This is a genomic window from Methanocella sp. MCL-LM (assembly GCF_049676595.1).
Classification (GTDB): domain Archaea; phylum Halobacteriota; class Methanocellia; order Methanocellales; family Methanocellaceae; genus Methanocella_A.
Genome location: NZ_CP187259.1, coordinates 2293843 through 2316299 on the forward strand (window position 1 = coordinate 2293843; position 22457 = coordinate 2316299).

The 22457-nt window shown below is 53.7% G+C and carries 23 protein-coding genes; 9 read left to right on the forward strand and 14 right to left on the reverse strand.

Annotation, left to right across the window (positions count from 1 at the left end):
* Positions 1 to 73: 73 nt before the first annotated feature.
* On the forward strand, positions 74 to 1453 hold the full coding sequence (locus ACPLPM_RS11860; RefSeq protein ID WP_424356983.1) for an AIR synthase-related protein: 1380 nt from the start codon (positions 74 to 76) through the stop codon (positions 1451 to 1453).
* A 36-nt stretch (positions 1454 to 1489) separates the two neighbouring features.
* Here ACPLPM_RS11860 and ACPLPM_RS11865 read toward each other — a convergent pair whose 3' ends face one another.
* A complete protein-coding gene (locus ACPLPM_RS11865) occupies positions 1490 to 2365 on the reverse strand; it encodes a carboxypeptidase-like regulatory domain-containing protein (RefSeq protein WP_424356984.1) in 876 nt (291 codons plus the stop codon).
* Between the two features lie 308 nt (positions 2366 to 2673).
* On the opposite strand from ACPLPM_RS11865, the gene ACPLPM_RS11870 reads away from it, so the two are divergent.
* Complete coding sequence (locus ACPLPM_RS11870) at positions 2674 to 3591, forward strand: SAP domain-containing protein (RefSeq protein WP_424356985.1); 918 nt, start codon at positions 2674 to 2676, stop codon at positions 3589 to 3591.
* Positions 3592 to 4052: 461 nt separating this feature from the next.
* Here ACPLPM_RS11870 and ACPLPM_RS11875 read toward each other — a convergent pair whose 3' ends face one another.
* Positions 4053 to 4268 carry a hypothetical protein gene (locus ACPLPM_RS11875; protein WP_424356986.1) on the reverse strand — a complete coding sequence of 72 codons (216 nt, stop codon included), beginning with the start codon at positions 4266 to 4268 and terminating at the stop codon, positions 4053 to 4055.
* Between the two features lie 373 nt (positions 4269 to 4641).
* On the opposite strand from ACPLPM_RS11875, the gene ACPLPM_RS11880 reads away from it, so the two are divergent.
* Both ACPLPM_RS11880 and ACPLPM_RS11885 read left to right on the forward strand, forming a co-directional pair.
* Positions 4642 to 5274 carry a trimeric intracellular cation channel family protein gene (locus tag ACPLPM_RS11880; protein ID WP_424356987.1) on the forward strand — a complete coding sequence of 211 codons (633 nt, stop codon included), beginning with the start codon at positions 4642 to 4644 and terminating at the stop codon, positions 5272 to 5274.
* A 92-nt stretch (positions 5275 to 5366) separates the two neighbouring features.
* A complete protein-coding gene (locus ACPLPM_RS11885) occupies positions 5367 to 6152 on the forward strand; it encodes an EFR1 family ferrodoxin (protein WP_424356988.1) in 786 nt (261 codons plus the stop codon).
* Positions 6153 to 6168: 16 nt separating this feature from the next.
* Here the strand turns inward: ACPLPM_RS11885 and ACPLPM_RS11890 are convergent, their stop codons facing one another.
* Positions 6169 to 6765: a DNA polymerase ligase N-terminal domain-containing protein gene (locus tag ACPLPM_RS11890; RefSeq protein WP_424356989.1), complete on the reverse strand. Its 597-nt coding sequence runs from the start codon at positions 6763 to 6765 to the stop codon at positions 6169 to 6171.
* Positions 6766 to 6974: 209 nt separating this feature from the next.
* Positions 6975 to 7997, reverse strand: coding sequence for a hypothetical protein (locus ACPLPM_RS11895; RefSeq protein ID WP_424356990.1), 1023 nt, complete (start codon positions 7995 to 7997; stop codon positions 6975 to 6977).
* Between the two features lie 426 nt (positions 7998 to 8423).
* Here ACPLPM_RS11895 and ACPLPM_RS11900 point away from each other — a divergent pair, with 426 nt between their 5' ends.
* A complete protein-coding gene (locus ACPLPM_RS11900) occupies positions 8424 to 9407 on the forward strand; it encodes a helix-turn-helix transcriptional regulator (RefSeq protein WP_424356991.1) in 984 nt (327 codons plus the stop codon).
* Between the two features lie 338 nt (positions 9408 to 9745).
* Here the strand turns inward: ACPLPM_RS11900 and ACPLPM_RS11905 are convergent, their stop codons facing one another.
* Positions 9746 to 10918 carry an alanyl-tRNA editing protein gene (locus tag ACPLPM_RS11905; RefSeq protein ID WP_424356992.1) on the reverse strand — a complete coding sequence of 391 codons (1173 nt, stop codon included), beginning with the start codon at positions 10916 to 10918 and terminating at the stop codon, positions 9746 to 9748.
* Positions 10919 to 10965: 47 nt separating this feature from the next.
* Positions 10966 to 11709: a phosphoglycerate mutase family protein gene (locus tag ACPLPM_RS11910; RefSeq protein ID WP_424356993.1), complete on the reverse strand. Its 744-nt coding sequence runs from the start codon at positions 11707 to 11709 to the stop codon at positions 10966 to 10968.
* Between the two features lie 152 nt (positions 11710 to 11861).
* Here ACPLPM_RS11910 and ACPLPM_RS11915 point away from each other — a divergent pair, with 152 nt between their 5' ends.
* Positions 11862 to 12824: an ATP-dependent 6-phosphofructokinase gene (locus ACPLPM_RS11915; protein WP_424356994.1), complete on the forward strand. Its 963-nt coding sequence runs from the start codon at positions 11862 to 11864 to the stop codon at positions 12822 to 12824.
* 787 nt (positions 12825 to 13611) lie between these two features.
* Here ACPLPM_RS11915 and ACPLPM_RS11920 read toward each other — a convergent pair.
* Positions 13612 to 14466, reverse strand: coding sequence for an NAD(P)-dependent oxidoreductase (locus ACPLPM_RS11920; protein WP_424356995.1), 855 nt, complete (start codon positions 14464 to 14466; stop codon positions 13612 to 13614).
* A 98-nt stretch (positions 14467 to 14564) separates the two neighbouring features.
* On the opposite strand from ACPLPM_RS11920, the gene ACPLPM_RS11925 reads away from it, so the two are divergent.
* On the forward strand, positions 14565 to 14765 hold the full coding sequence (locus ACPLPM_RS11925) for a hypothetical protein (protein ID WP_424356996.1): 201 nt from the start codon (positions 14565 to 14567) through the stop codon (positions 14763 to 14765).
* Between the two features lie 23 nt (positions 14766 to 14788).
* Here ACPLPM_RS11925 and ACPLPM_RS11930 read toward each other — a convergent pair whose 3' ends face one another.
* Complete coding sequence (locus ACPLPM_RS11930) at positions 14789 to 16642, reverse strand: sensor histidine kinase (protein WP_424356997.1); 1854 nt, start codon at positions 16640 to 16642, stop codon at positions 14789 to 14791.
* A 241-nt stretch (positions 16643 to 16883) separates the two neighbouring features.
* On the opposite strand from ACPLPM_RS11930, the gene ACPLPM_RS11935 reads away from it, so the two are divergent.
* Complete coding sequence (locus tag ACPLPM_RS11935) at positions 16884 to 17369, forward strand: flavin reductase family protein (RefSeq protein WP_424356998.1); 486 nt, start codon at positions 16884 to 16886, stop codon at positions 17367 to 17369.
* 55 nt (positions 17370 to 17424) lie between these two features.
* On the opposite strand, the gene ACPLPM_RS11940 is transcribed toward ACPLPM_RS11935, so the two are convergent.
* From ACPLPM_RS11940 to ACPLPM_RS11950, 3 genes are all read right to left on the reverse strand, one after another.
* A complete protein-coding gene (locus ACPLPM_RS11940) occupies positions 17425 to 18639 on the reverse strand; it encodes a histidine kinase dimerization/phosphoacceptor domain -containing protein (protein WP_424356999.1) in 1215 nt (404 codons plus the stop codon).
* A 185-nt stretch (positions 18640 to 18824) separates the two neighbouring features.
* Entirely contained in the window at positions 18825 to 19403 is a 579-nt protein-coding gene (locus ACPLPM_RS11945; RefSeq protein ID WP_424357000.1) for a hypothetical protein, read from the reverse strand.
* A gap of 65 nt (positions 19404 to 19468) precedes the next feature.
* Entirely contained in the window at positions 19469 to 20029 is a 561-nt protein-coding gene (locus ACPLPM_RS11950; RefSeq protein ID WP_424359982.1) for an OsmC family protein, read from the reverse strand.
* 229 nt (positions 20030 to 20258) lie between these two features.
* On the opposite strand from ACPLPM_RS11950, the gene ACPLPM_RS11955 reads away from it, so the two are divergent.
* Positions 20259 to 21464, forward strand: coding sequence for a multidrug effflux MFS transporter (locus ACPLPM_RS11955; RefSeq protein WP_424357001.1), 1206 nt, complete (start codon positions 20259 to 20261; stop codon positions 21462 to 21464).
* A 6-nt stretch (positions 21465 to 21470) separates the two neighbouring features.
* On the opposite strand, the gene ACPLPM_RS11960 is transcribed toward ACPLPM_RS11955, so the two are convergent.
* From ACPLPM_RS11960 to ACPLPM_RS11970, 3 genes are all read right to left on the reverse strand, one after another.
* Positions 21471 to 21980 (reverse strand): class IV adenylate cyclase, encoded by a 510-nt coding sequence (locus ACPLPM_RS11960; RefSeq protein ID WP_424357002.1) that lies wholly within the window; start codon positions 21978 to 21980, stop codon positions 21471 to 21473.
* Positions 21981 to 22007: 27 nt separating this feature from the next.
* Complete coding sequence (locus tag ACPLPM_RS11965) at positions 22008 to 22124, reverse strand: DUF2284 domain-containing protein (RefSeq protein ID WP_424357003.1); 117 nt, start codon at positions 22122 to 22124, stop codon at positions 22008 to 22010.
* Between the two features lie 63 nt (positions 22125 to 22187).
* Entirely contained in the window at positions 22188 to 22406 is a 219-nt protein-coding gene (locus tag ACPLPM_RS11970; RefSeq protein ID WP_424357004.1) for a hypothetical protein, read from the reverse strand.
* Positions 22407 to 22457 lie beyond the last annotated feature (51 nt).

The following is a 22457-nucleotide window of genomic DNA, read 5'->3' on the forward strand; positions in this document are numbered from 1 at the left end:
CAAAATATATATGTGAGATTGGCACAGTTTTTAGAAAATAAAACGAACATTATTCCTTTTACTGGTGGCAACGATGGACATTGAAGGCTACGCGAAGAGAGGTCTGGCGAAGCGAGACCCTGATCTGCTGGAAAAGTTGACCGACCGTATTCTCGAGATCAAGAGCATCTCGAGGGATAGCGCCGAAAGGCTGGCTGGTGCCGTAATCACCGAAGCAAAGGCGACGCTTGACGTCAAGGACGATATCATCGCGATGCAGCCTTGCGGCGTAACCATGGGAGAGTTCGGCGTGGGCTCCCGCGGGCGCGGAGACTTCTACGCCCACAAAAAAATCGCCGAGGTCATCGGCAAGACCGACGCAGTGTGCGACTCGGGCCAGATGGACGACTCCGGCGTAGTCAAAGCGGGCGGCAAGTTTGTGGTGGTCACGGTAGACGGAATGCATTCGAGGCTCTCGGACTTCCCCTTCCTGGCCGGCTTCCACGTGACCAGGGCATCGCTCCGGGATCTGTACGTCATGGGCGCAAAGCCCGTTGCCCTATTATCTGATATCCACGTGGCCGACGATGGTGACGTGTCGAAGATCTTCGACTACACCGCAGGCATTACCACTGTATCGGACCTCATCGGCGTACCGCTGATCACAGGAAGCACGCTGCGCATCGGCGGAGACATGGTCATCGGCGAGCGCATGACCGGCTGCGTAGGCGCCGTCGGTGTGGCAGAAGAGCTTACCGCCCGCATTCAGTCCAGGCCGGGCGACGTCGTCATGGTCAGCGAAGGCGCAGGCGGAGGCACGGTCTCTACGACAGCGCTATACTTCGGCATGCATGACGTGGTCGAGAAAACCCTGAACGTCAAGTTCCTCGAAGCATGCAAGGCACTCTTCGACCACAACCTGATCGGCAAAATCCACGCCATGACCGACGTGACCAACGGCGGCATCAGGGGAGACGCGTACGAGATCGCCGGCACGGCAAACGTCAAGCTGGTCTTCCGGGAGGAGAAACTCCGGAAGCTGGTCGAGCCCACGGTACTGCAGATGCTGGAGACCCTCAAGATCGACTACCTGGGCGTATCGCTGGACGCACTGCTGATCATCGCCCCAAGGGAGAACGCTGAAGAGATCATGAGCGCGGTCCGCAGCAGAGGAGTCGCCATCGACATCGTCGGCGAGGTAAAGGAAGGCAGCGGCGCCTATATCGTGATCAACGGCGAGGAAAAGGACTTCACCCCCAGGTTCAGAGAGTCGGCATATACACCTGTAAAGAAGGTAGTAGGCGAAGAAACCCCCATGACTTTCGAGGAGATGCAGCAAAAGGTCGACAAGGCCGCCATCAACGCCATTCGCAAGAAAGAGCGGATGCTGGAGCGCATCAGGAAGAACACAGGTGAAAGTGCCGTTGTAGCGGGCAGCCACCAGATGCCTGTCAATAAGATCAAGTCGGAGTAAGAAGCTAACGCTTCTACTCCCGCACCCATTTTTAAGCTATTTTTTCCTGGTCAACAGGACTATTGCTACGATGACAATTGCCAGCACGATCGCCAGCCCGCCAATCCAGAGAACCTGCTTGCTGCTGTCCCCGGACGGGGTCGGAGCCGGAGCCGGAGTTGCAGTAGCGGCTGCAGTCGGCGACGGCACAGCCGTAGGCGTAGCAGCCGGAGTCGGAGTAGCGATGGTATACCCGGCTATCGTGACGTTCACCGGCTGGCCGGAACCGTCGAGCGTGTAGTTGATACCGGAAGCCTGATCGGCAAAGCTGGCTTCGAGATAGTAAGTATCATAAGGTATCTTAGCCAGGCTGAACGAGCCCGGTAGGCCTGTCGCATTACTGGCCGAATACGTGGGGTTGCCTGCCACCGGGTAGATCTGCATCGTGCCGTTCACCGGCTGGTACAGAGTAACTTTTGCAACCGGCACAGGCTCTCCCGCAGAATCCAGGACAATGCCGGTAATATTACCAGTATTGACTATCGTGTAGTTTTTTGATACCCTGGTCCCAGTCCGCTTGTCCAGCAGGATAGCGGTCACCATCGCCGTACCCGGCTTTACCTGGTCATAAGTCAGGTTATAAATTGCCGTGCCGTTCTGGTTCGTCGCGACCATGGCGGAATCGGGGATATCCAGGACGGATGAGTTGTTGGATACCAGATAGATGCCTATGCTGCCTCTGGGATAATCGCCGCCGTCCAGCAGAACCTGCATTACGAGGCTGTAGTTCTGGCCCGCCGGGATGCTCGTTTCAGTGTCGGCAAACCGGATGCCGTCCGGGAACGGGCTCTGCGCCCAGCCCGGGGCTACACTACAGTAGAACAATGCAGTCAACAGAATCAGCGCTAAAGTAACAGGGCGTACAGATAGCAAGGCTAACACTCCGATAGATAATAATGTAATGGCAAGCCGGAGATAAAGATTTTGTCACGGCTGAAAGCTGGCATCCGCAAACCCCATATCCCAAGGATATCCCGGGCCAATGCAAATCAGGCTATTATTTGGCAACTGCCAGGAGCACAAAGGATAAGAATATAATCAGTTTATATTTCTTTTGGGGATGGAAAATGGTCAATGTTCTAAGTTATATCTTAGGTAACCATAACTCTGGCAATAATAGTCTTTCCACAGCCCAGCTCGAGCTGCTGCTGTGTCTTTCTCGCCAGCGCGTGGACATTACGATGGAACAGGCATGGACTCCGGTTGCCGGGCCTCTGGAGCACAACATAGCGAGGTTTATCAGCGAAGGGCTGCTGGAAGAGGCATCGCTGGAAGAAAAGATAGACTCCAGGTATAAAGCGGCTGAAATAAAGCAGATGCTGGAAGACAGGGGCATTAAGGCAAAGGGTAAAAAACAGGAAATGATCACGACCCTGATAAATTCCACGACTCAGGCGCAAGCCGAGCTGCTGGTCCCGGAAGTCCGCATGTTCCGCCTCACGGAGCAGGGAAACCGCAAGATCAGCGAATACCGGGCTGCCATGGAAAAAGCAAAGGCAGAGATGGAGGCAGAAACGATCACACAGCTCACCAGAGGTGACGTGAGAAAAGCCTGGGCCCGCATCGCACGCTACTACGAAAGCCAGCTGACCTGCGATCCACGGTGGACGAAACCAGTACCGGACATTATGGCCTGCGAAGCCACGCACCTGCTAAAGATGCCGTACGATGACCTGCCACTGACGGTAACACAGCGGAAAGAACTGGGAGCGCATCTGGCGTTATCCGTACTGCTGGGCGAGCCTTTTGAGGACGCCGGCAATCGTATGATGAAGTACACGGGCGGAGTGTTTGATTGGACCCAGGTGCTCGCCTTTCACAGGCCTAACCCCTGTGGAGTAAACAGTCAGCCCGAGGATGCAGAAGCTCTGGCGGTACTCTACGCCACCACGAGGATCCACGAAGCGCTGACAGCCTGCGAGCTGACAAGCCTCAAGGCTTCCAGGCTCGGCAAAGGTATCAAAGTCCTGCCGGTACACGGGAACGACTGCCACGTCTGCCACAGCGGTAAATTTGCGTACGCCTGGTCGGAGCTGGAGCAGCTGCCCCGGCTGCCCCGCCAGATCGGCTGTCACTGCACCTATGCAGCGTGGCTTTAAAAAGGGAAACAGCAGGAGAGCGGGGCATCGCCCTCCACCACTATTTTTAAAAGAGCCCGGTCAGCCCGAATTCCACCCGGGCAGCCCGGGTTATTCGAGCTTTCATCCGTCCGATGCGGCGCTAAAAAAACTGATGGCTAGTAATGTTCGCGCCCAAAACAGCCCTTCAAGTTTAGGATATGCGTGCTGAATACCTGTACAGTGGTGATTGTTGTGTCAAGAAAGCTGTTGGTGCTGGGAATCTTACTCATTCTCGGAGGAGTGCTCCTCTCAGGGTGTTTATGCTGCTGTAGCACGCCTGATGGCGGAGTTTACGCGCCGCCGTCCATACCCAAAATCAGGGGGACCGCAACGCCGATCGTGGTGGAAAAGCCAGTAGTGGTAACTCCCAATGTCACAGTCGTTCCAAGCCCGACGGTCGTTGTGACTGTGCAGCCTACTCCAGTATAACCGGGCCCGAGTTATCCCACCATTTTTATTTCTGCTTCAAGCCGGGCAACTTCTGATTCATGATATGTGATCCGGCGCTGGAGGTCGCTATCTCCGGGGTTGCTTTTCAACTGCTCCCGGTAATAGTTCAGCTTCGCCTTCTCCAGGGCCAGCTCGTTCTGTAGGGTCTCATCTTTCTGGTATTTCTGGTCCAGCGCCTGGATCTCTGGCGGATAGATGTTCTCCATGATTGTCAACCTGTTAATTACTGATAATAATTAGAATTACTCATAAAAGAATTTGACGCAGGCAAAGCAGCCTGCGAACTTAGCGATTATATACGAACTGGTTGGCTGCCCCGGACTGTACCAGGCGGTTGTTATCGTACCAGCTGTGGGAAGGTGCGTTAAGCAGCCTGTTGAGCAGCATTACTAATTTATTAAACATGGGCCGCTAATAATACAAGCTCAGTATATTAAAGTTGCGTGATAAGGCTTAGCTAGTGACCTATGTCAACGACTATCAGGCAGCAGACTAATTTTTTTATTGATTTTCCGGAAAAGTATAAAGGGTATACCACGATGGATATGTAGCAGCTCAGACGCCAGGATGACCACAGATATGCTCGAAGAACTCATTTTCACCCTTTTTGCGGCAGCAGGCACGATTGCCTTCGCCATATCAGGCTCGCTTAAGGGGATACGCTATAACCTGGATATATTGGGCATCGCTGTCCTGGGGTTCGTGACGGCGCTGGCCGGAGGGCTGATCAGGGACGCCCTGCTACACCAGACGCCGGTGGCGTTTATCGACCTCATGCCATCGGTGTACGCAGCGATCGGGTGCTTAATAGCCATGCTCTCCGTCAGGATATCGTTGAAGATCGTGGCACCGCTGACCCATCCCGAAAGCAGGACGTTCCTCGTCATCGACGCCATCGGCCTCGCCGCCTTTACTGTGCTCGGCGCCAGAATGGGAGCCTACGCGGGACTGAACCTCTTCGGCATCGTATTGTTAGCGGCGATCACCGGAGTCGGAGGAGGCGTGCTGAGAGACGTCCTGGTAGCTGAAGTACCGCTGATCTTAAAAGCGGACTTTTACGCGACGGCAACCATTATCGGTGCCATTGTCTTCGCGCTGCTGTACTGGCAATCGTGGGGCCTCCCCGAGATCATGCTCGCCACCTTCACAGTTACGCTGGTGCTGCGGCTCCTCGCAATATGGCGCCACTGGCAGCTGCCGAAACTACAATGATTACTCGGGCCGGTGTTCCGGGAAGAAAGGGTAAGTATATGGTTTTAAAGGCCATTCTATGAATGATATCTGACAGACGGCGGTGCCGGTACATGAAATCGACCATATATTACTTTTCAGGGACGGGTAACTCGCTCTATGTAGCCAGACGGCTAAACAACGTTATTCCGGGCGGTACTCTGGCGAACATGGCATCGCTCGCGAAAATGCCCGAAATTAAAGAATCAGGCGACGTGATAGGTCTTGTATTCCCGGTCTACTTCTGGGATATGCCGGCATTTGTAGCCGAATTCATCACAAAGCTCAAGATCACGGGGCAGCCGTACATATTTGGCATCGCCACGTGCGGCGGAGGGCCGGGCAATACTTTACATACCCTCAAACGTATGATAAAGGGGAAAGGCCAGAAGCTCTCGGCCGGATTTATCCTGGACATGCCCAGCAACGCTTATGTCGGATTCGACCTGATGACGCCGAAGGCAGAGTGGAAGCAGATGCTGGAGACATCTGAGAAAAGGCTCGCAGAGGCCTCCGAAGTTATTGCTAAGCGTGAAATTTCACCGGTACCCGGCAGGAGATCCGCGATTGTGAGCGCGGTGACAAGGGTAATGCAAGCCGGAGCCACTAAAGGCTACAACCTGCCCCGGCATTATAAGACTAACGAGCGTTGTAACGGCTGCGGTATCTGCGAGAGGATATGCCCTACAGCCAATATTAAAGTCACAGATAAAAATGTATCCTGGGGAGATAACTGCGCCTATTGCCAGGCCTGCTTCCACTGGTGCCCGCTTCAGGCCATTCAGCTGAACAGGAAGACAGAGAAAGTGCCCAGGTACCAGCACCCCCAAATTGTTGTAAAAGATATGCTGATGAGATAAGCCCGAGGAATCGTTCCTACTTTTTTCCCTCTGCTATCTCTTCCAGAGTTCGCCCGGTCAGCACCGAATCCGGCTCGGTCTGCTCGAGGTCGACGCCCGGTTTTGCATACTCATCCTTCATCTTGAAAAACAGCCAGCCTTTGCCCTGTAAGCCGGTGCGGATCAGCGCGTAGTTCCCTTTGAGCTTTTTTCCGTCCAGCTTAATCTCTATCTTGCCATCGCTGACGGCTTTTTCCATCGTAGCCTGCCCGCCGGCAGGCTTCGCTTCCCGCAGGTTACTGTACGTCCCGATATCCCAGACCATTACAGTCCCCGCCCCATAGTTACCTTCAGGGATCGTGCCCTCGAAGCGGGCGTAGTCCACCGGGTGATCTTCGGTAGGCATCGCCAGTCTCTTGACCGTAGGGTCGGACGAAGGGCCTTTGGGGATAGCCCAGGATTTCAGGACTCCGCCTACCTCCAGCCTGAAATCGTAGTGGAGGTGGGACGCGTCGTGCTTCTGGACGACAAAAACCGGCTGGCTGCCAGGACGTTCCTCCTGGCCGTAAGGCTCCGGCGTGCGAGTAAACTCGCGTTTTTCCCGGTAGGGCTCGAGATCCTTATTCGCAGGCATGATCAGACCTACAAGAATCTAAGGTTGATCAGGATAAAATCGTTTCCGCGAGTTTTCACTCGCCCGAAGCCGGCTCTGAAAAACGTGGTAAGCCTGTCCGGAGCCGGATAACCTCACAGTCCCGGCCCCGGATAGCTTAGATGGGGGTATAGTAATAATTGTGATAGGGAGCCGGCAGCTGGATGTTTGCCGGCCCTTTCCACTTTAGCTCAGATGTTGGTGTTGTCCACGGTTTCGTGGAATATTTTGTTAATCGCGAGGTATGCAAGGTTGAGCTCGGTCTTCGACTGCTGCAGCTGCTCAAGGCCCAGCCGGTAGTTATCGCGGGTTTCGGCCTGGCCATCGATGCTCTGGAAAGATTGCGCCGCGCTGTCTGAATAGAGGCTTGCGTTCAGCAGGTGCTCCCGGCAGTCGGTCAGGTACTGCTTAGCGATCACCCGATCGGCGTCGCCGAGGTTCATCCGGTCGAGCCGTTCGCTGAGCGCCAGTGATGCGTTGAGCGCTTCGCTGATCCGGTAGTCGAGCTCGTTGCAGGCAAGCAAGCCCATGTTCCGCTGAATGTCGGCTTCCATCAGCGACATGCCGGACTCAGTATCACCCAGGAGACCTTGAGCGGAATTTACATCGTCTGTAGCCACGATTTCTGCGGCTTTGCCGCTCAGCCACCTGGCGTTCTTGTCCGCCTCGGCCAGCAGCCGCAGCTTCTGATCAGCGGTTAAGCTGCTCGTATTCTGGGTGTAAGCCTGAACTGTACCAACCTTTTCCAGCATGGCCGCAATACGTGCCTGAGCGGTTCCCTTTGCCTTATCGATATGGTCGCCCGATAGGTTGCCGTATACCTTGCTGGCGCCGGATTGTGTGTCAGGACGGTTGCCCTGACCGTTCACTGCAGAGCTGTTCAGGTCGATTGCCCGGGGTGTATCGAGGTGCCCGGTCCACGAGGTGTAGAGCTGGTCGTCTCTGGTCAGGTTGTTCAAACTGCCATCGGTAGAATTCAGCCAGTGCGGGTTTTGCTTTATACCCGGAGAACTGTCCGATTTGCCCTCTGATGACTTAGTGGTATTGTCAATAATATTTACAGGTTCACGCTGGCCAGAGCTGTTCTCTGCCTTCCCGGAGTTACCGTACTTTTTTTGCCCGCCATCATCGAGAGCCGGGATTGCGGGCAGGGAAGGCGCTGCACCGGTGAAGGCGTCCGGGGAAATGCGGACGGGATCAATGTTACGTGGCACCCCGGGGGGTATTACAGGTAGTACATATTGAGGTGGTTTGTTGGGTTTGGTGGTATTTCCTGTATGGGTGCCATCGCCATAGTAAAATAATCCTTGAGACTTGTCTGCCGAAGTGTTTCCCGACGCAGAGGGTTCGGCCATGACAGGTACAGCCAGGCTGGCTGATGTTACCAGTATAAGGACTAGTATACAGATTATACCCTTTACTCCTGTCACTTAATCACGCTCGCAAGTATTACTTTACTACGGCTGATAGAAGAACGGGTTATTTTAAAACAATTCTTATTTTGTAGATGCAGGCATACTTTATTCCACTTTCTGTAACAACGGGATTATTTGACCAATCAAGAAATTCAAAACTTTACCAGAGATTGTTTCACTTAAGATAAGTAAGTATATATCCAATATTGCTGAATTAACGATCGTATGCCAGAGTTAACCATATTTGGGAAAAAAAGGCTCGGCATATGGTTATTTTCCTTTAGCTTGCTACTGCTGGCCCTGGCGATGATAGCAACTCCTCAGGCGCTGGCAGAGTCCACGGTATATGGCAAGGTGTACGACTGGTCGACCTTCGACGTGATCAACCACAGCGTGGTAATGATAGACACTGTGCCAGTGCAGAAAGTCGTTTCGACCAACGGCAGCTATTCGCTCAAAATCCCGGAGGGCAATTATACGATCTCGGCCACATCCGGATATGGCTCAAAAGCGCTGTATGGATACGAGAACATTACAGTTTCCGGCTCGGGAGAGTACAAGATCGACCTGCTGCTGTTTCCCGACAGCAACCTGACCGCACTGGAGATTTTCGGGCAGCACCTGCCGTCGCCGACGCCAGATGCTCCCCCGGTCACCGATAATCAGCCGCCTGGCAACGCTGCTCCGGAAACACCCGGCATACTTCAGGACAGCTTACTTCCGGCCGCCATCGCAGGGTTCGTGCTTGTCGCCATCATAGTATCTGCGATAGCCGGCTATGTGCTGGCAAAAAGAAGAAAGCCTGCAGAGAGATCGAGTAAGCCGGATACGAGTAGCAAACTTAATGAGCTACTGTCTGATACCGGAACAGTTCCAGCGCCGGAGCCGGACGAACCTGCAGTAAACGTGGAAGCCGAGGCAAAACAGGAACAAGTCATACAGCCTGTCGACCAGCCTCATGCGAAGCCCTCTTGGGAACGCGTACTACGCCCGGACTGTAAAAGCGTGATAGCGACCATCGAGAAGAACGGCGGCAGAATCACTCAGCTGGACCTGAGAAAATCGCTGCCGTACTCCGAGGCCAAGATCAGCCTGATCATCTCCGAGCTGGAAGACGCTGGTTATTTGAAAAAGATCAAGAGAGGCCGGGGTAACGTGCTCATCCTGACCTGCCCGGATGGTTTCGGTGCCGATCGACAGCAAGGGTAATTAAAAATCTGTGTATGCTGCGCATGGTTTCTGGTTGCTCATGCGGGGCGAGATAGCAAAACGATCGCTGCGCTGTGCCAGGATCACAGATTACGACAGATGCCACCGATTTCACAGATGACTTTATAGACCAGCAATCAATTTACCATCGATTAGCATCTGTGCAATCCGTGCAATCTGTCAGAATCTGTGATCCTGGCACAGCGCAGCGTTAGTCCGCGTTCCCGGGCACAGAGATAACTATCTTATCAGTATCTTGGAAATGGTGGGCAGCATAGCGCAGGGTACGGGATGGACCCATATTCTGATCATGCCCTGCCTGCTATGACCCTGAAGCATCAGGACGACAGCTTATCTGCCAGGAAGGCCTCGAACTTCTGCATATCTTCCACGGTATTGAACCCCGCGTTAGCGAATGCGGGCTTGCCTCCGCCCTTGCCGTTGAAAGCGGCCAGGTGCTCTTTCATGAGCTTGCCGCAATCGATCGAATATTTCTCGCTGCGGGCGAACAGGAGCCGCTTCTCGGGGACAGACGCCAGGATCATGATGAAGTCTCCCGCCTGCAGCAGGTATTTCGAGAGCGACATCAGGTCGTTGAAGCTCTTGTCCTCGTAGGTTTTCCGGATGACCGGAGACGTCGCAGACCGGGCGAGATCGCCGGCTTCGACCTTCAGCAGCTTCTCCTTCAGGTCAGTCAGCTCTTTCCAGTGCGCCTTAGCCTCGGCATCATGGGCTTCGATGCGGGCCAGGAGCTTACCCTGGTCTGCCTTGAACATCTGAGACAGCTTCGTGATAATTTCCTGCTTGGCCTGGTAGTCCCTGAGAGCCCGCCCGCCGCACTTGAAGAACAGGCGCATCTCGTTCTTCATTTTCTGGGTGCCGGTGATCTTGATCATGCCAATCTCACCCGTCCGGGCGACGTGGGTACCACAGCAGGGAGAGAAGTCGTGGGTGCTGATCTCGACGATGCGGATGGTACCCGCCGTGGGAGGGATCTTACGGTTGGGGAACTTTTTCGCCTCTTCCGGGGTTACGATGTGAGTCTTGATCTCCAGATCTCTGGTCACCACGTCGTTCGCCGCCGCTTCGATCTCCTTCAGGGCCTCCGGGGTGACATCAGGCGTCTGCACGTCGATCGACAGCTCATCCTCACCCATGTGCAGGCTGCCAGTTTCCCACCCGTACTTGTTGAACATCACGGCGGAGAGCAGATGCTGGCCGGTGTGCTGCTGCATCAGGTCGAACCTGCGGGCGAAGTCAAGCTTGCAGGCGACTATCTTATCAGCCGGAGCGGAAGGCAGGACATGGTATACTTCCCCGACCTGCTCGTATACGTGCTCTACTGGAATGCCTGCGATCGTGCCTCTGTCAGCCGGCTGGCCGCCGCCCTCGGGGTAAAAGTTAGTCTCAGCCAGTACCACGTGGTACTTGCCTTCTTTGTTGAGAACGTTGACGACTTCGGTCTGCCACTCCGCTGTGCGGGGCGACTCGTAGTAAAGCAGGCGTGCCATAAAATTACCGTCAGGTAATTCAGAGGCAAAATATAAGGAGTTTTCTTTCAGGCAAACAGTTCCCTGTCGATGAAATATTCCCTGCCGTTCCAGAGCAGCCGCACTTCACCGTCTTTGACCGCTACGAAGGCTCCGTCCAGATAGTTGATCCAGTCAGCATCGCCGAACTTCTGGCCGGTAAAATAGCTTATGAAGGGCGCCAGTACGGCATCATGGGTGATGTACAGGTTCCGGGTATTTTCCCCGGACAGATCGGCGAGTAGGTCTTTCATGATCCGGACGCTCCCCTCCTTCAGGGGCATAAAGCCACTCATCCTGCCCTTTGCGATGAATTTCCGAATGACTACGGAAACATCGGAGGTCAGGAAATAGGTGAATACGACCAGAGGGTTGACAATATAGGAGCCCGGCTCCCCCAGAGTGGGCCGGGTCGTGATGTTCAGGTGATTGAGGCTCGCGCCCCGGCGAATTCCCTCGCAAGTCTGCTGGCACCTGTGGACGGGGCTGGAAAACAATCCTGTGAGGTTCTGGCCCTGCAGCCGCTTTCCGAGCTTGAAGGAGTCCTGCAGACCTTTTTCTGTAATAGGGGTATCGTTGCGAAAGTTGAGCACGGTAAAGTTCGGGCGCTCTGCGTGCCGGATAAGCAGGGCATAGGAGGTACCCGGTGACAGGAAAGCCATATTTCTGGACAGCACGTCGGCCGCCCGGGAATCCGGTTCCAGGCTATCCCGGTACTGGCCCGCAATTTCCGAGGTAGCCCTCTGCCTGACCTGGCGCCCCTGATTTAACATGTAATAACCCGAACGTATTACAACGTGACAGTTTATCAATTTTGTCGGAGGCCTTAAGGCGAAAGGCAGGCCTTCAACCGGCCGGCCGATTTTCGTCCAGATCGTCGGTAAGGTTCTTGACGCGGCAAAATGACTGATAAAAGGGATATTCCGTGAAGACCATTGGCGTCGTAACCAGCGGAGGGGATGCGCCCGGCATGAACGCGGCTATCCGGGCAGTAGTCCGCATAGCCCAGGTACACGGCATAGCCGTGATCGGCTTTGAGCGGGGCTGGGAAGGCCTGATCTACAATAACACTGTGCAGCTGACGCCCAGGTCGGTAAGCGGGATCGTTCAGCAGGGAGGCACCATTTTACGGACGTCCCGCAACAGAGAGTTTACCACGGACGAAGGGATGAGAAAAGCCCAGGTTACCCTTGCCAACAACAACGTCGACGGCCTGATCGTCATCGGCGGAGACGGCTCTTTCCGGGCTGCGCACGAGTTCAGCAAGTATACGGATACAAGGATAGCAGGAATACCGGCCACGATAGATAACGACGTGTTTGGCACGGACGAGACGATCGGCTTCGATACGGCAGTAAACACAGGAGTATCTGAAATTGACAAGATAAGAGATACAGCGACATCGCTGGACAGAGTCTTCATCGTCGAAGTCATGGGCCGGACCAGAGGCTTCCTCGCGGCCATGATTGGCCTGACAGTAGGCGCCGAGATCATCCTTGTGCCGGAGGTAAAGTTCCACCCCGAGGACGTCTGCGATGCCATTATCAAAAACAGCGCCGCCGGAAAGAAGTCCGGCATCATCGTAGCCGCGGAAGGTATCGGTGACACTCACGCCCTGGCCAAGGAGATACAGGAGCATACCATGATCGAAACCCGGCTTAGCGTCCTGGGATATGCCCAGAGAGGCGGCCACCCGACCGCGCGGAGCAGATTCCTGGCCAGCATCTTCGGTAAAGCGGCGGTTGAGTTCCTGGCGGACGGCAAAGAAAACCTGATCGCAGCGTGGCAGCAGGGAAAAATTACCGGCGTCCGCTTCGACGAGACCTGCTGCAAGGCGAAAGAGCTGGACCTCAGGCTGCTGAAGCTGGCGGAAGAGCTGGCAAAATAAGCCTAATAGTCACTACAAGAACTTTTTGTGTACGTATCCGATCAATTCCTAAGAGGTTTAGCCCTTGCATATGCTCATATAGATGTACACGAACGCTGCGCTGTGCGTTTCGGATTACTCAGATAGCGTGTGATAGCAATAGGAACGCTGCGCTGTGCCAGAACACAGATTGCTCAGATTTCACAGATTGACACAGACATTCTCCTAAATCAAAAGAGTACGGGTCCCTTGCCCGGTGATTATCGAGGATCCTCTGTGCTCCATAAAAAATTGTTGGTCCGGGAGGTGTTGAGAGGTCGGGGAGGAGGTTGGAGAGGTGCCGGGAGTTTAGAGAGGACACGTTCAAGCTGGGAGGTCAGGGAGGTCAGGAGGTCTGAGAGGGAGGTTATGTGAGGCACCCGGAGGTCCGAGAGGATAGATTTAAGAAAATCCTCTCTGACCTTTCCACACTCCCTATCCTCCTCTCTGACCTCTGTGACCGACACGGAGGTGTCCCTTGCCGATCTCTAACCTCCCAGCTTGAAAATCCTCCCCGACCTCCCGGAAACTCCCCAACCTCCAGGAGTTTTTCATCTGCCCGACACGAAAACCGGTTTTCCCGAGCCGAGTCAATCTGTGGCCTCTGTGCAATCTGTGATCCTGTATACAAGGGACTGCTTCCAGTCGGTCACAGCGCAGCGATCGTCTACGAATCGCCTCTTGAACGCCTGCGAATGCAGGCGTTCAAGAGGCGAACATCCCGGCGCAAGAATTGTACAAAAGGTTTAAAAAATGACTATAAAAAGGGTTAGTATTCTTTGAATACTTTGTAAATCGCCGAAAAGTCCTCACCCTCGATACCCATGGGGTAAGTCATCCCGTAGATCTCTTTGACGGCGCTGCCCGTGAACAGCGGCTTTTTCAGGGATCTCGCGAGATCCTGCAGGTAATGGAGGTCCTTGTAGATGAGCGAAGACGAGAACTGGGTCTGGAAGTCTTCGTTGATCAGCATGTTTTTCTTGCCGTTGAGGACCGCGGAGTTGCCTGCGCCAGCCAGCAGAATGTTGACCACAGTTGCCCTGTCGACGCCAACAGCCTCTCCGAAGGTGACTGCTTCAGCGCACGTAGCCATCAGCGTGCCCAGCACGAGGTTGTTGACTAGCTTCATCCGGGTGGCCATGGATTCTTCTTTGAGGTAGAAGATCGTCTTGCCGAACTTCTCCAGCAGGGGCCGAACCTGGTTATAGGCATCTTCATCCCCGCTCACCAGCACAGTTAGCGCGCCCTGGGACGCAGGTACGACGCTGCCAAGTACCGGCGCTTCGAGGTACGTGGCACCGTGCTGCCTCGCCGCACCGTAGAAAGCCCCGACCCGGTCGAAGTGATTAGTAGTCGTATCTACGATCACTTTCCCGGCACAGTTGCCGGCTAATAGCCCGTCGGGGCCATGCAATACCGCAGCTACGGCATCGCTGTCGAACAGGTTGAGGAAGACGATGTCGACTCCGAAGATCAGGGCTGCCGGAGTATCTGCAACCCGAACTCCGAGTCCTTCAGCCTTTTCTCTGGTCCTGTTCCACACTGTCAGCTCCACGCCTTCGCTGATCAGCCTCTTAGCGATAGTTTTACCCAGGTGGCCGAGCCCGATGAATCCTGCCTTCACTTATTGACCTCCGCGTCCAAAATAGATTTATGAGATGAGATATGACCGCTTATACACATATTAATTACTGAAAAACAGAACGCCCTGAAGTTGAGCCTATGACAATCGACTGGATCACCCTGGTAGTAATTCTGGCCATCCTGCTTGTGATCGTAGCTGTAGTCATCTCTGCAGCCAGCTTCTTAATCAGGCAGTATCTCAGGCTCATGAAGATGATCATCAATACGGCGATCGCGCTGACAGCCATTATCGTGATAGTGATCATCACCATAGTCGCCTGGATTGTATTTATAAGATAATATCACGAGGTAAAGGAAAATTTTCAATAGCGGTTACTGTCTGCAGGGCCAGAGTTATCCCTTAAGCCAGCGAAGCTAATGATGAATTTTGTGCCCATAGTGCTGTCAAGTTCGATCGTGCCCTCGAGCTGAGTGACCAGGGTACTAACCAGCTGCATACCCAGCGATCCGGTATTCCGGAAATCGATCTCCGGGGGGAACCCGATGCCGTTGTCGCCGACAGCGAGAATATAGCGATCACCTGTCCGGGTCAGCGTGATGGAGACTTCGCCCTTCCGGCCATCTGGAAAGGCGTGCTTGAGCGAGTTGGAGACGAGCTCGTTGACGATCAGGCCGCAGGGTATAGCCATGTCGATGTCCATAGTGATCTTCTCGACTCGTATGTCCAGGCTGACGGTATCAGGGCAGACGTTGTAAGAACGGAAGAGGTAGGTCGACAGGTTGCTGATGTACTCCGAAAAGTTCACCCTGGACAGGTCCTCCGACTGGTACAGCTTTTCGTGGATGAGGGCCATCGACTTCACCCGCTGCTGGCTCTCCTTGAAGCAGTCGAGGGCGATCTGGTCGGTAACATACGATGCCTGGATGTTGAGCAGGCTGGATACGATCTGCAGGTTATTTTTCACCCTGTGATGGATTTCTTTGAGGAGGATCTTCTTCTCTTCCAGCGAGGCTTTGATCTGCTGCTCTGCGATCGTGCGTTCGGTGATATCTTCGGCAGATACTACATAGCCGGAAATCGTCCCGCTGGACAAGTAGGTTGGATACAGCTTCACGGATAGATACAACTTTCCGTCATGACTTTTTACCACAGGTATAGCGACAGTTTCCCCCTGATGGAGCCGGGCCAGCTCATACCCGGGTACATTCAGGCGCAGAGTATCGTCGAAGATATTGGCTTTTCCTGTGACATCCTGGCGGCTCACTCCGAAGAATTTGACAAACGCATCGTTCACGATGACCGCGGTGCCCTCAATATCGCTTATGCAGATAGCATCGGGTGACTGCGCGATGACGTCGTTCATCAGACGTTGAGTGTCCTGGAGGGTTTCCTTGACCTCCTCCACCGTTACCGGGCTGATGTCTACGGAAGAGTAAAGCAGCAGCGCGACGCTGATGAAAAATTCGGCGAGGGCGAAAACTACCATCGATAAGGGAGTACTGTAATTGATATCGACTGCCACTTTGAAGGTCAGGAAAGCGTAAAAGTTGAGGATATCCGATAAGAAGTTGAGCAGGAAGAAAACGAAGAGAATGCCAAAAAAGTACCTGTATAGGTTAGGCATGTTGATGAGCATTAGCTTGGAGAGGATTGTCAGCAGTAGAATATCGAAAATCACGTACCCTGCGAAGACCATGATGTTAAAGCCGTTCAGGGCAAGAGACTGGTGCTGTGCCACGATGCTGTAACCGATCAGCAAAGCTGCTGTTATACATACGATAGACAGGATAACATCTATCTTACCAGCAAGTTTTTTCCGCTGCTGTCTCAGGCGATAGTATAGTGGAATAATTAAGGTCACGTAGGCGCCGAACCACAGCAGCTGTCCGGCCGGAGTAAGCCAGGGCCAATCGAAGGTAAAGGGCAATACGTACAGCAGTATACCGCTCACGACAATGATAATAATAAACCCTACAAGGCCCAGAGTTAAGCCCTTGAAGCCGGTATCGGTGTTAGAGCGATGGATGACGATAGACATGGGCAGGCACACGAAGAAAAATATGGCGCTCGCCATGGCAGTCATCATCGTGAAGGTGCCGTGTAAAAAGTCGACCATCAGAGTAGAGATGAAGTATACGAGCACCGCGATCCACAGAGCGATCAGCAACAGCTGTATCAGGTTGAATCCTTTTACTCTCGTGGCGCGGGTGAGCATAGTATCAGCCAGGGACCGATAAAGACTGCCTGTACGATCATAGCAGCATAGCACAGGCCATAGAACGACTGACCATACACACGGCCAGTAATTGTATATGTTTCTAATATGAGCAACTTGTGAAATACCTTTTGTTAATAAACCGGATTTATATGACTTATATTTCAAATTGATATGCTGAACGCGGGTTATTCGTGTAACATTCTTATGAACGCTGCTCTTCATGTTTATGGTGATAATGATGAAAGAAGTGCAACCAGGCGAAGCGCTGGATGACCTGATCAAGCCATACACAATCGTTACTTCTTCAGACGGCAGGCAAAGCGACGCGATGACCACAGTATGGGCGTCCCAGGTGTCTTTCGACCCGCCCATGGTCATGATAAGCGTGGGCAAGAAGAGGAAGACTCACGAGTTGATCGAGAACTCGGGAGAGTTTGTGGTGAACACGCTCAAGGAGAGCCAGAAAAAAGTCGCCGACTACTGTGGCCACGCATCGCTGAAGAGCCAGGATAAGCTCAAGGAGCAGGACATCCAGGTGCAGAAAGCAAGTAAAGTAATGGCACCGCTGCTGAAGGACAGCCCCTCGAGCCTGGAGTGCAAAGTGTTCTCGAGACAGGACTGTGGGGACCACACAGTATTTATCGGCGAGGTGGTAGCGGCCCACAAAGAAGAAGGCACACCGGTCGGGTTGTTTAAGAATGACTTAGTCACGCCGGGAAAATAACAGCCATAGCCGGCCAGCCCGATAGTAGCATGCCACAGGCTGCTATCCCACTTTTTTATTCCCGGAACCGGATGGTAAACTTAGTCCCGATAGTCCGATCTACTTCCATAGTGCCCTCTACCTGGTTGACCAGAGAAGCGACCAGTTGAAGGCCCAGGGTGGGGGCTGTGCTAACATCAATGCCAGGGGGTAGACCGACCCCGGTATCTGAGACCTGCAGACAGATCTCGCCGGAGCCCGGGGAAAACATCTTCACCGACAGTATGCCGGTCTGATCGCCCGGAAAGGCATACTTAAAACAATTCGTGACCAGCTCGGTCACGATCAGCCCGCAGGAGATGGCTGTGTCCAGCTTAACAGGGATGCGCTCGATCGCCATCTCGAGCATTATTTTATCCGATCTTACCATACAAGAGGAGTACAAGTAGGATATCAGGCTGCGGAAATAGTCCTCAATATCCAGCGCTGCCATGTCATTGGACCTATACAGCTTTTCGTGGACCAGCGCCATAGACCGGATTCTCTGCTGGCTTTCTTTGAAGAGCTTGATCATATCAGGGTCGGTGATAGCGGAATACTGAAGGCTCAACAGGCTGGAGATGATCTGCATATTATTCTTGACCCGGTGGTGGACCTCTTTGAGTAGCACCTCCTTTTCCCGCAGCGATGCCAGTATACGGTCCTCGGCGGCCTTTAGATCGCTGATGTCGACCAGGTTACCAAGCGTGGCAGGCATGCCCCCATACTCAATCTTGATGCTGCTGTAATATACCCAGCATAATTTTCCGGCCCGGGTAAGCAGCCGGAGCTCGATCGAATCCCCGATCGGGCTCTCTGAAAAGTGGAAGCCCCCTGACTGCACGACCTCTCCACCATTATCCGGAGAGACTATATCGCTGAATCGCATAGACAGCCCCTGAGCAATGGTATAGCCCGTTATCCGCTCAAACGCGGGGTTCAGGTAAACGAACCGATCATCCCGGAGGATAAAAATTACTACAGGGGAGGACTCAGCCAGTGCCCTGAACTTGATCTCCGACTCGCGCAGGGCATTTTCTACGGCTTTCCGCTCCGAGACATAAGTAGAAACCAGCCAGTATAACAGTAGAGCAGTCACCGTGACATAGAGGATGCCCTTGATTATGCTGAATAAGGTAAACAGTGGAGGGGTGGCCGATATGATCGAGATGACCATGTCCGACATCAAGATCCACAGTGCCCCGACAAGGGCGTAGATAACCACAATCCTGAAGGCAGTCAGCTTGAACATTCCATCTCCCCAGTTTTTGCCAGGTTGCTTGAACGAGCCATATCACCCGTTAACAGCGGCCTGGTATAATATTTCGATAATTAAAGATATACGATATCATATTATTTATATGTAAGCGATTGCTGAATTTTAACAATTAAAAGCTAGAGCAGAGGATAAGCCCGCTATCACTGGCACTCGCAGGCTCATTGGAACGTCGTGCCGTCGATGGTAAGCCTTTCAATATACATGATCTCACAACCGCCTATGCCTGTATCATCCCGCAAGAGGCTGGTATTTATCCAGTATCGCATCATTCCGGACTTCCAGCCTATATCTACAAGGTAGCCTGCCATAGATACCTGACTGTCGATACGAATTTGTCGCATCCCTTCAGCGATCTGCTCGTTTGCGGGCACCGCATGGGCGTTCGTGGAGTGAGTCCTTACATAATACTCGTCGGCTGGACAGCCAGTATATGAAAACTGGTACTGCCGGTCAGACTGCGAATAGTTGATACAATGTATAAGGGCAGGCTCTGTCAACTTCCCCCACGTAAGCACTAGATCGTAAGGCATGATCCACCCGAACTGCCCGTCAGAATAGGGTTTGACACCCTTGACGACAGCGTCTATGCTGAACGTGGCACGAGGAGTAAGCTCGAAGGTTACATCGCTTATTATCCTGGTGATAACAGGTCCCTCGTAAGGCTGCTGAATAAAGACGGGGCCCCCTGTCGCCGCATAAGCCCCGGCAGCGGACACGATAGTCAGCAGGATAACCATAGTAACGATCTGTGCGCCAGACTGGTTAGACATCAGCTTATACCTGCCCCCGGTCTTCTCGGGCTTTACGACTCCAGCGTAACTTTGACCGGCGTCGGGTTTGTCACGATATCGAAGACCGGCGACCGCTTCTGCGCCAGCTCGACCAGCTCCTGCAGCTTTTCCCTGGGCGCATCCGACTTGATCCTGAACGTCACCCGGATATTATCGTAGCCCCTGCGGACTTCTTCAGTCATCCCCAGGAAACCCCGGACGTCCAGGTCTCCCTCCAGCTTCGACTCTACGGCGTCGAGCTTGACCCCCCTGGCCGCTGCGTGCGCAACGAGACTTGTAGTCAGGCATCCCGATAGTGCTACGAGGACATACTCTACAGGGTTAGCCCCCGCATCTTTCCCGAGCAGTACGTCCGGCTCGTCCTCGTCGAAAACATACGGTTCTGCGTGGGCGAAGTCTTGCCCGGCGCCAAAGAAGTCCTTCACGCTTGCCTGGTTGTGAGTGCCGTTCACCCACCTGTTCGTCGCCCTGAACCGGAACTTTGCTATGCCCGGATCTTTTTTGATAGTGTCTACCGTGCTAAACAAACGGGTGACGTTGATGCCGTTAACTGTTTTCTCCTGGTCCGCCATTTTCAAGATCAACACCGGGGAAATCTCGACCTGCGGCTTGTTAATGATTTGGGGTAAAACAACTGATCTGAAGTAAGGCCGTGACTCTGGCCAGGCCGGGACTAAAGGAGAGATATCTGTCTAAAAAGGGCTCAAGAATTTGTATGCCTACCGAAGAGACAGGCAATAGTAGCCGGGTATAAACTTAAATATGAATTAGATCAATAATCCGACCCATTAAGGCTTCGAAATGGAAAGTAACAGCTACAGGCAGAGGTATCTCGGAAGAAAAGGCTTAATCGTTTTACTGGCGCTGCTCAGCGCCTTCGTGCCTCTCTCCATGGATATGTACCTCCCGGCGCTGCCGGGCATGGCCACCGTCTTCGACGTCCCGGTGAACCTCGTCAACCTAACGCTGATCTTATTCTTCGTCTTCTTCGCCGCCGGCATCCTGATCTGGGGGCCGCTCAGCGACAAGTACGGGCGGAAGCCGATCCTGCTCGCAGGACTGATGATATACCTGGCAGCGAGTATTATGTGCGCCCTGTCCACGGATATATACCAGCTGATCACATTCCGCATCCTCCAGGCCGTCGGCGGCAGCGCATCCAGCGTGGTGGCAACCGCAATCGTGAAGGACGTTTACCACAGCAGAGACCGGGAAAAAGTCCTGGCCATCGTCCAGTCTATGGTGATGATAGCTCCTGCGGTAGCGCCGGTGATCGGAGCTTTCATCCTGTCGTTCACCACCTGGAGAGGCGTATTCTGGATGCTTGCCAGCATTGGATTCGTCGCCTTCGCAGGCAGCATCGCCTACACAGAAACAATCCCGAGGCGCAGCGACGTATCTGTACCAGGCTCCCTTGGCCGCCTCGGGGTCGTGCTTAAAAACCCGGGCTTCACCTCGCTGCTGGCCTTATTTTCCCTGACAAGTATCTCCACTATGGCTTTCGTAGCCTCGTCATCCTACGTCTACCAGATAGAGTTCGGCACCACCGAGCAGGTATACAGCTATTACTTCGCGCTGAACGGCATAGGCCTGATCATGGGGCCCATGATCTACGTCCGGCTATCGGCCCGGTTTGATCGAAACGCCATCATAAAAGCCTGTTTTGCCCTGATAGCCATAAGCGGAGTACTGGTATTTTTCCTCGGCCCGATAAGCCCGATAGTCTTCGCTCTCTGCGTCCTGCCTGCAACTGTTGCGGGCGTCTGCTCCCGGCCCCCCGGCACCAGCCTGATGCTGGAGCAGCAGACGGAGGACACTGGCTCTGCTTCTTCTCTTATGGGCTGTGCCCAGACCGTCATGGGCGCCACAGGAATGCTACTGATCTCTCACGACTGGGGCACTGGCATCGTGCACGCGCTGGGGATCATCATAGTGATGACAGGAATAGTGACCAGCGCAGGGTGGCTGTACCTGTCGGGCCGGAAGTTTATCAAAATGACCGAATGACTGAAGTTATTTAAAGAGCATGTCGACGTAAGCTCCCTCGATCAGCTGGCCGGGAGCAATCCCCAGCTTCTTCATCAGATCTCTGGCCTCGGCTTCGCCGTTCTCAAGCGGCTCATCGTCGGACAGGACGACCTCCAGCTCCATGAAATGCCCAAGGCCTTCTACTCGATCGAGGTGGATGCGGGTCCTGCCGGCGAGGTATAAGGTACGGTGCTTACGGACCCGGCCGGCCTGGCCGTACGCCTGCGATAATAAATCTCGAAGAGTGTCCGGCGTCGAAGTCGGAGCTATGATGTAGGAGCACTCCTTCGGCCCTTCCTGATCCGGGCGGACGTAGAAGATGAGCTGACCTTCGGCCGGAGAGAAAGCGCGGAGCTTCAGCCTGCCGTTCGGGCAGTTGAAGAAGGTGTCGTCCTGGAAAATTTCGATGGGTCTGCCATCTGCGATCATCGCTGCTTTTTGAGTTAAAGCCTCAAAGTCCCCTACACGAGCTTTTATTTCTACATTCCTGGCCACTCCGACTCACAACCCCATACAATAGCATTATTCGATAAGAACCAGCCCGAACCGGTTCATCCGGTCATTGTAGTCTTTCACTACTTCAATAGTATATCCATTGTTCCTCGCTGTGCTGAACACATCGATGCCGCAGCTTTCCATGTTTCCAGAATAACTACGATTCAAAACAGTCCTGATGCTCGATCGCTTCTCCTCATATTTCTACTATCTTTTCGCCGCCCTGGCCCGTTCTGCGCTAACCTGCCGGGCACGTTCGACCTGGTGCCTGCGCTCCGTGGGGGTGAGGTTGTCAGCATCGGCGAGAGCATCGAGCCGCAGGAGATAGCTGAACAGCTCGTCGTCCGTGAGGCCGTGCAGGGACTTGATTCGCTCCATTTCGATGATGTCTTCGTCGCGTATGGTTAGCTTAAGATTCTTTTCCATCGTTATCAATAAGCATTTCTTCAGCACGATATTAAAGGTGGGCAAGAATTT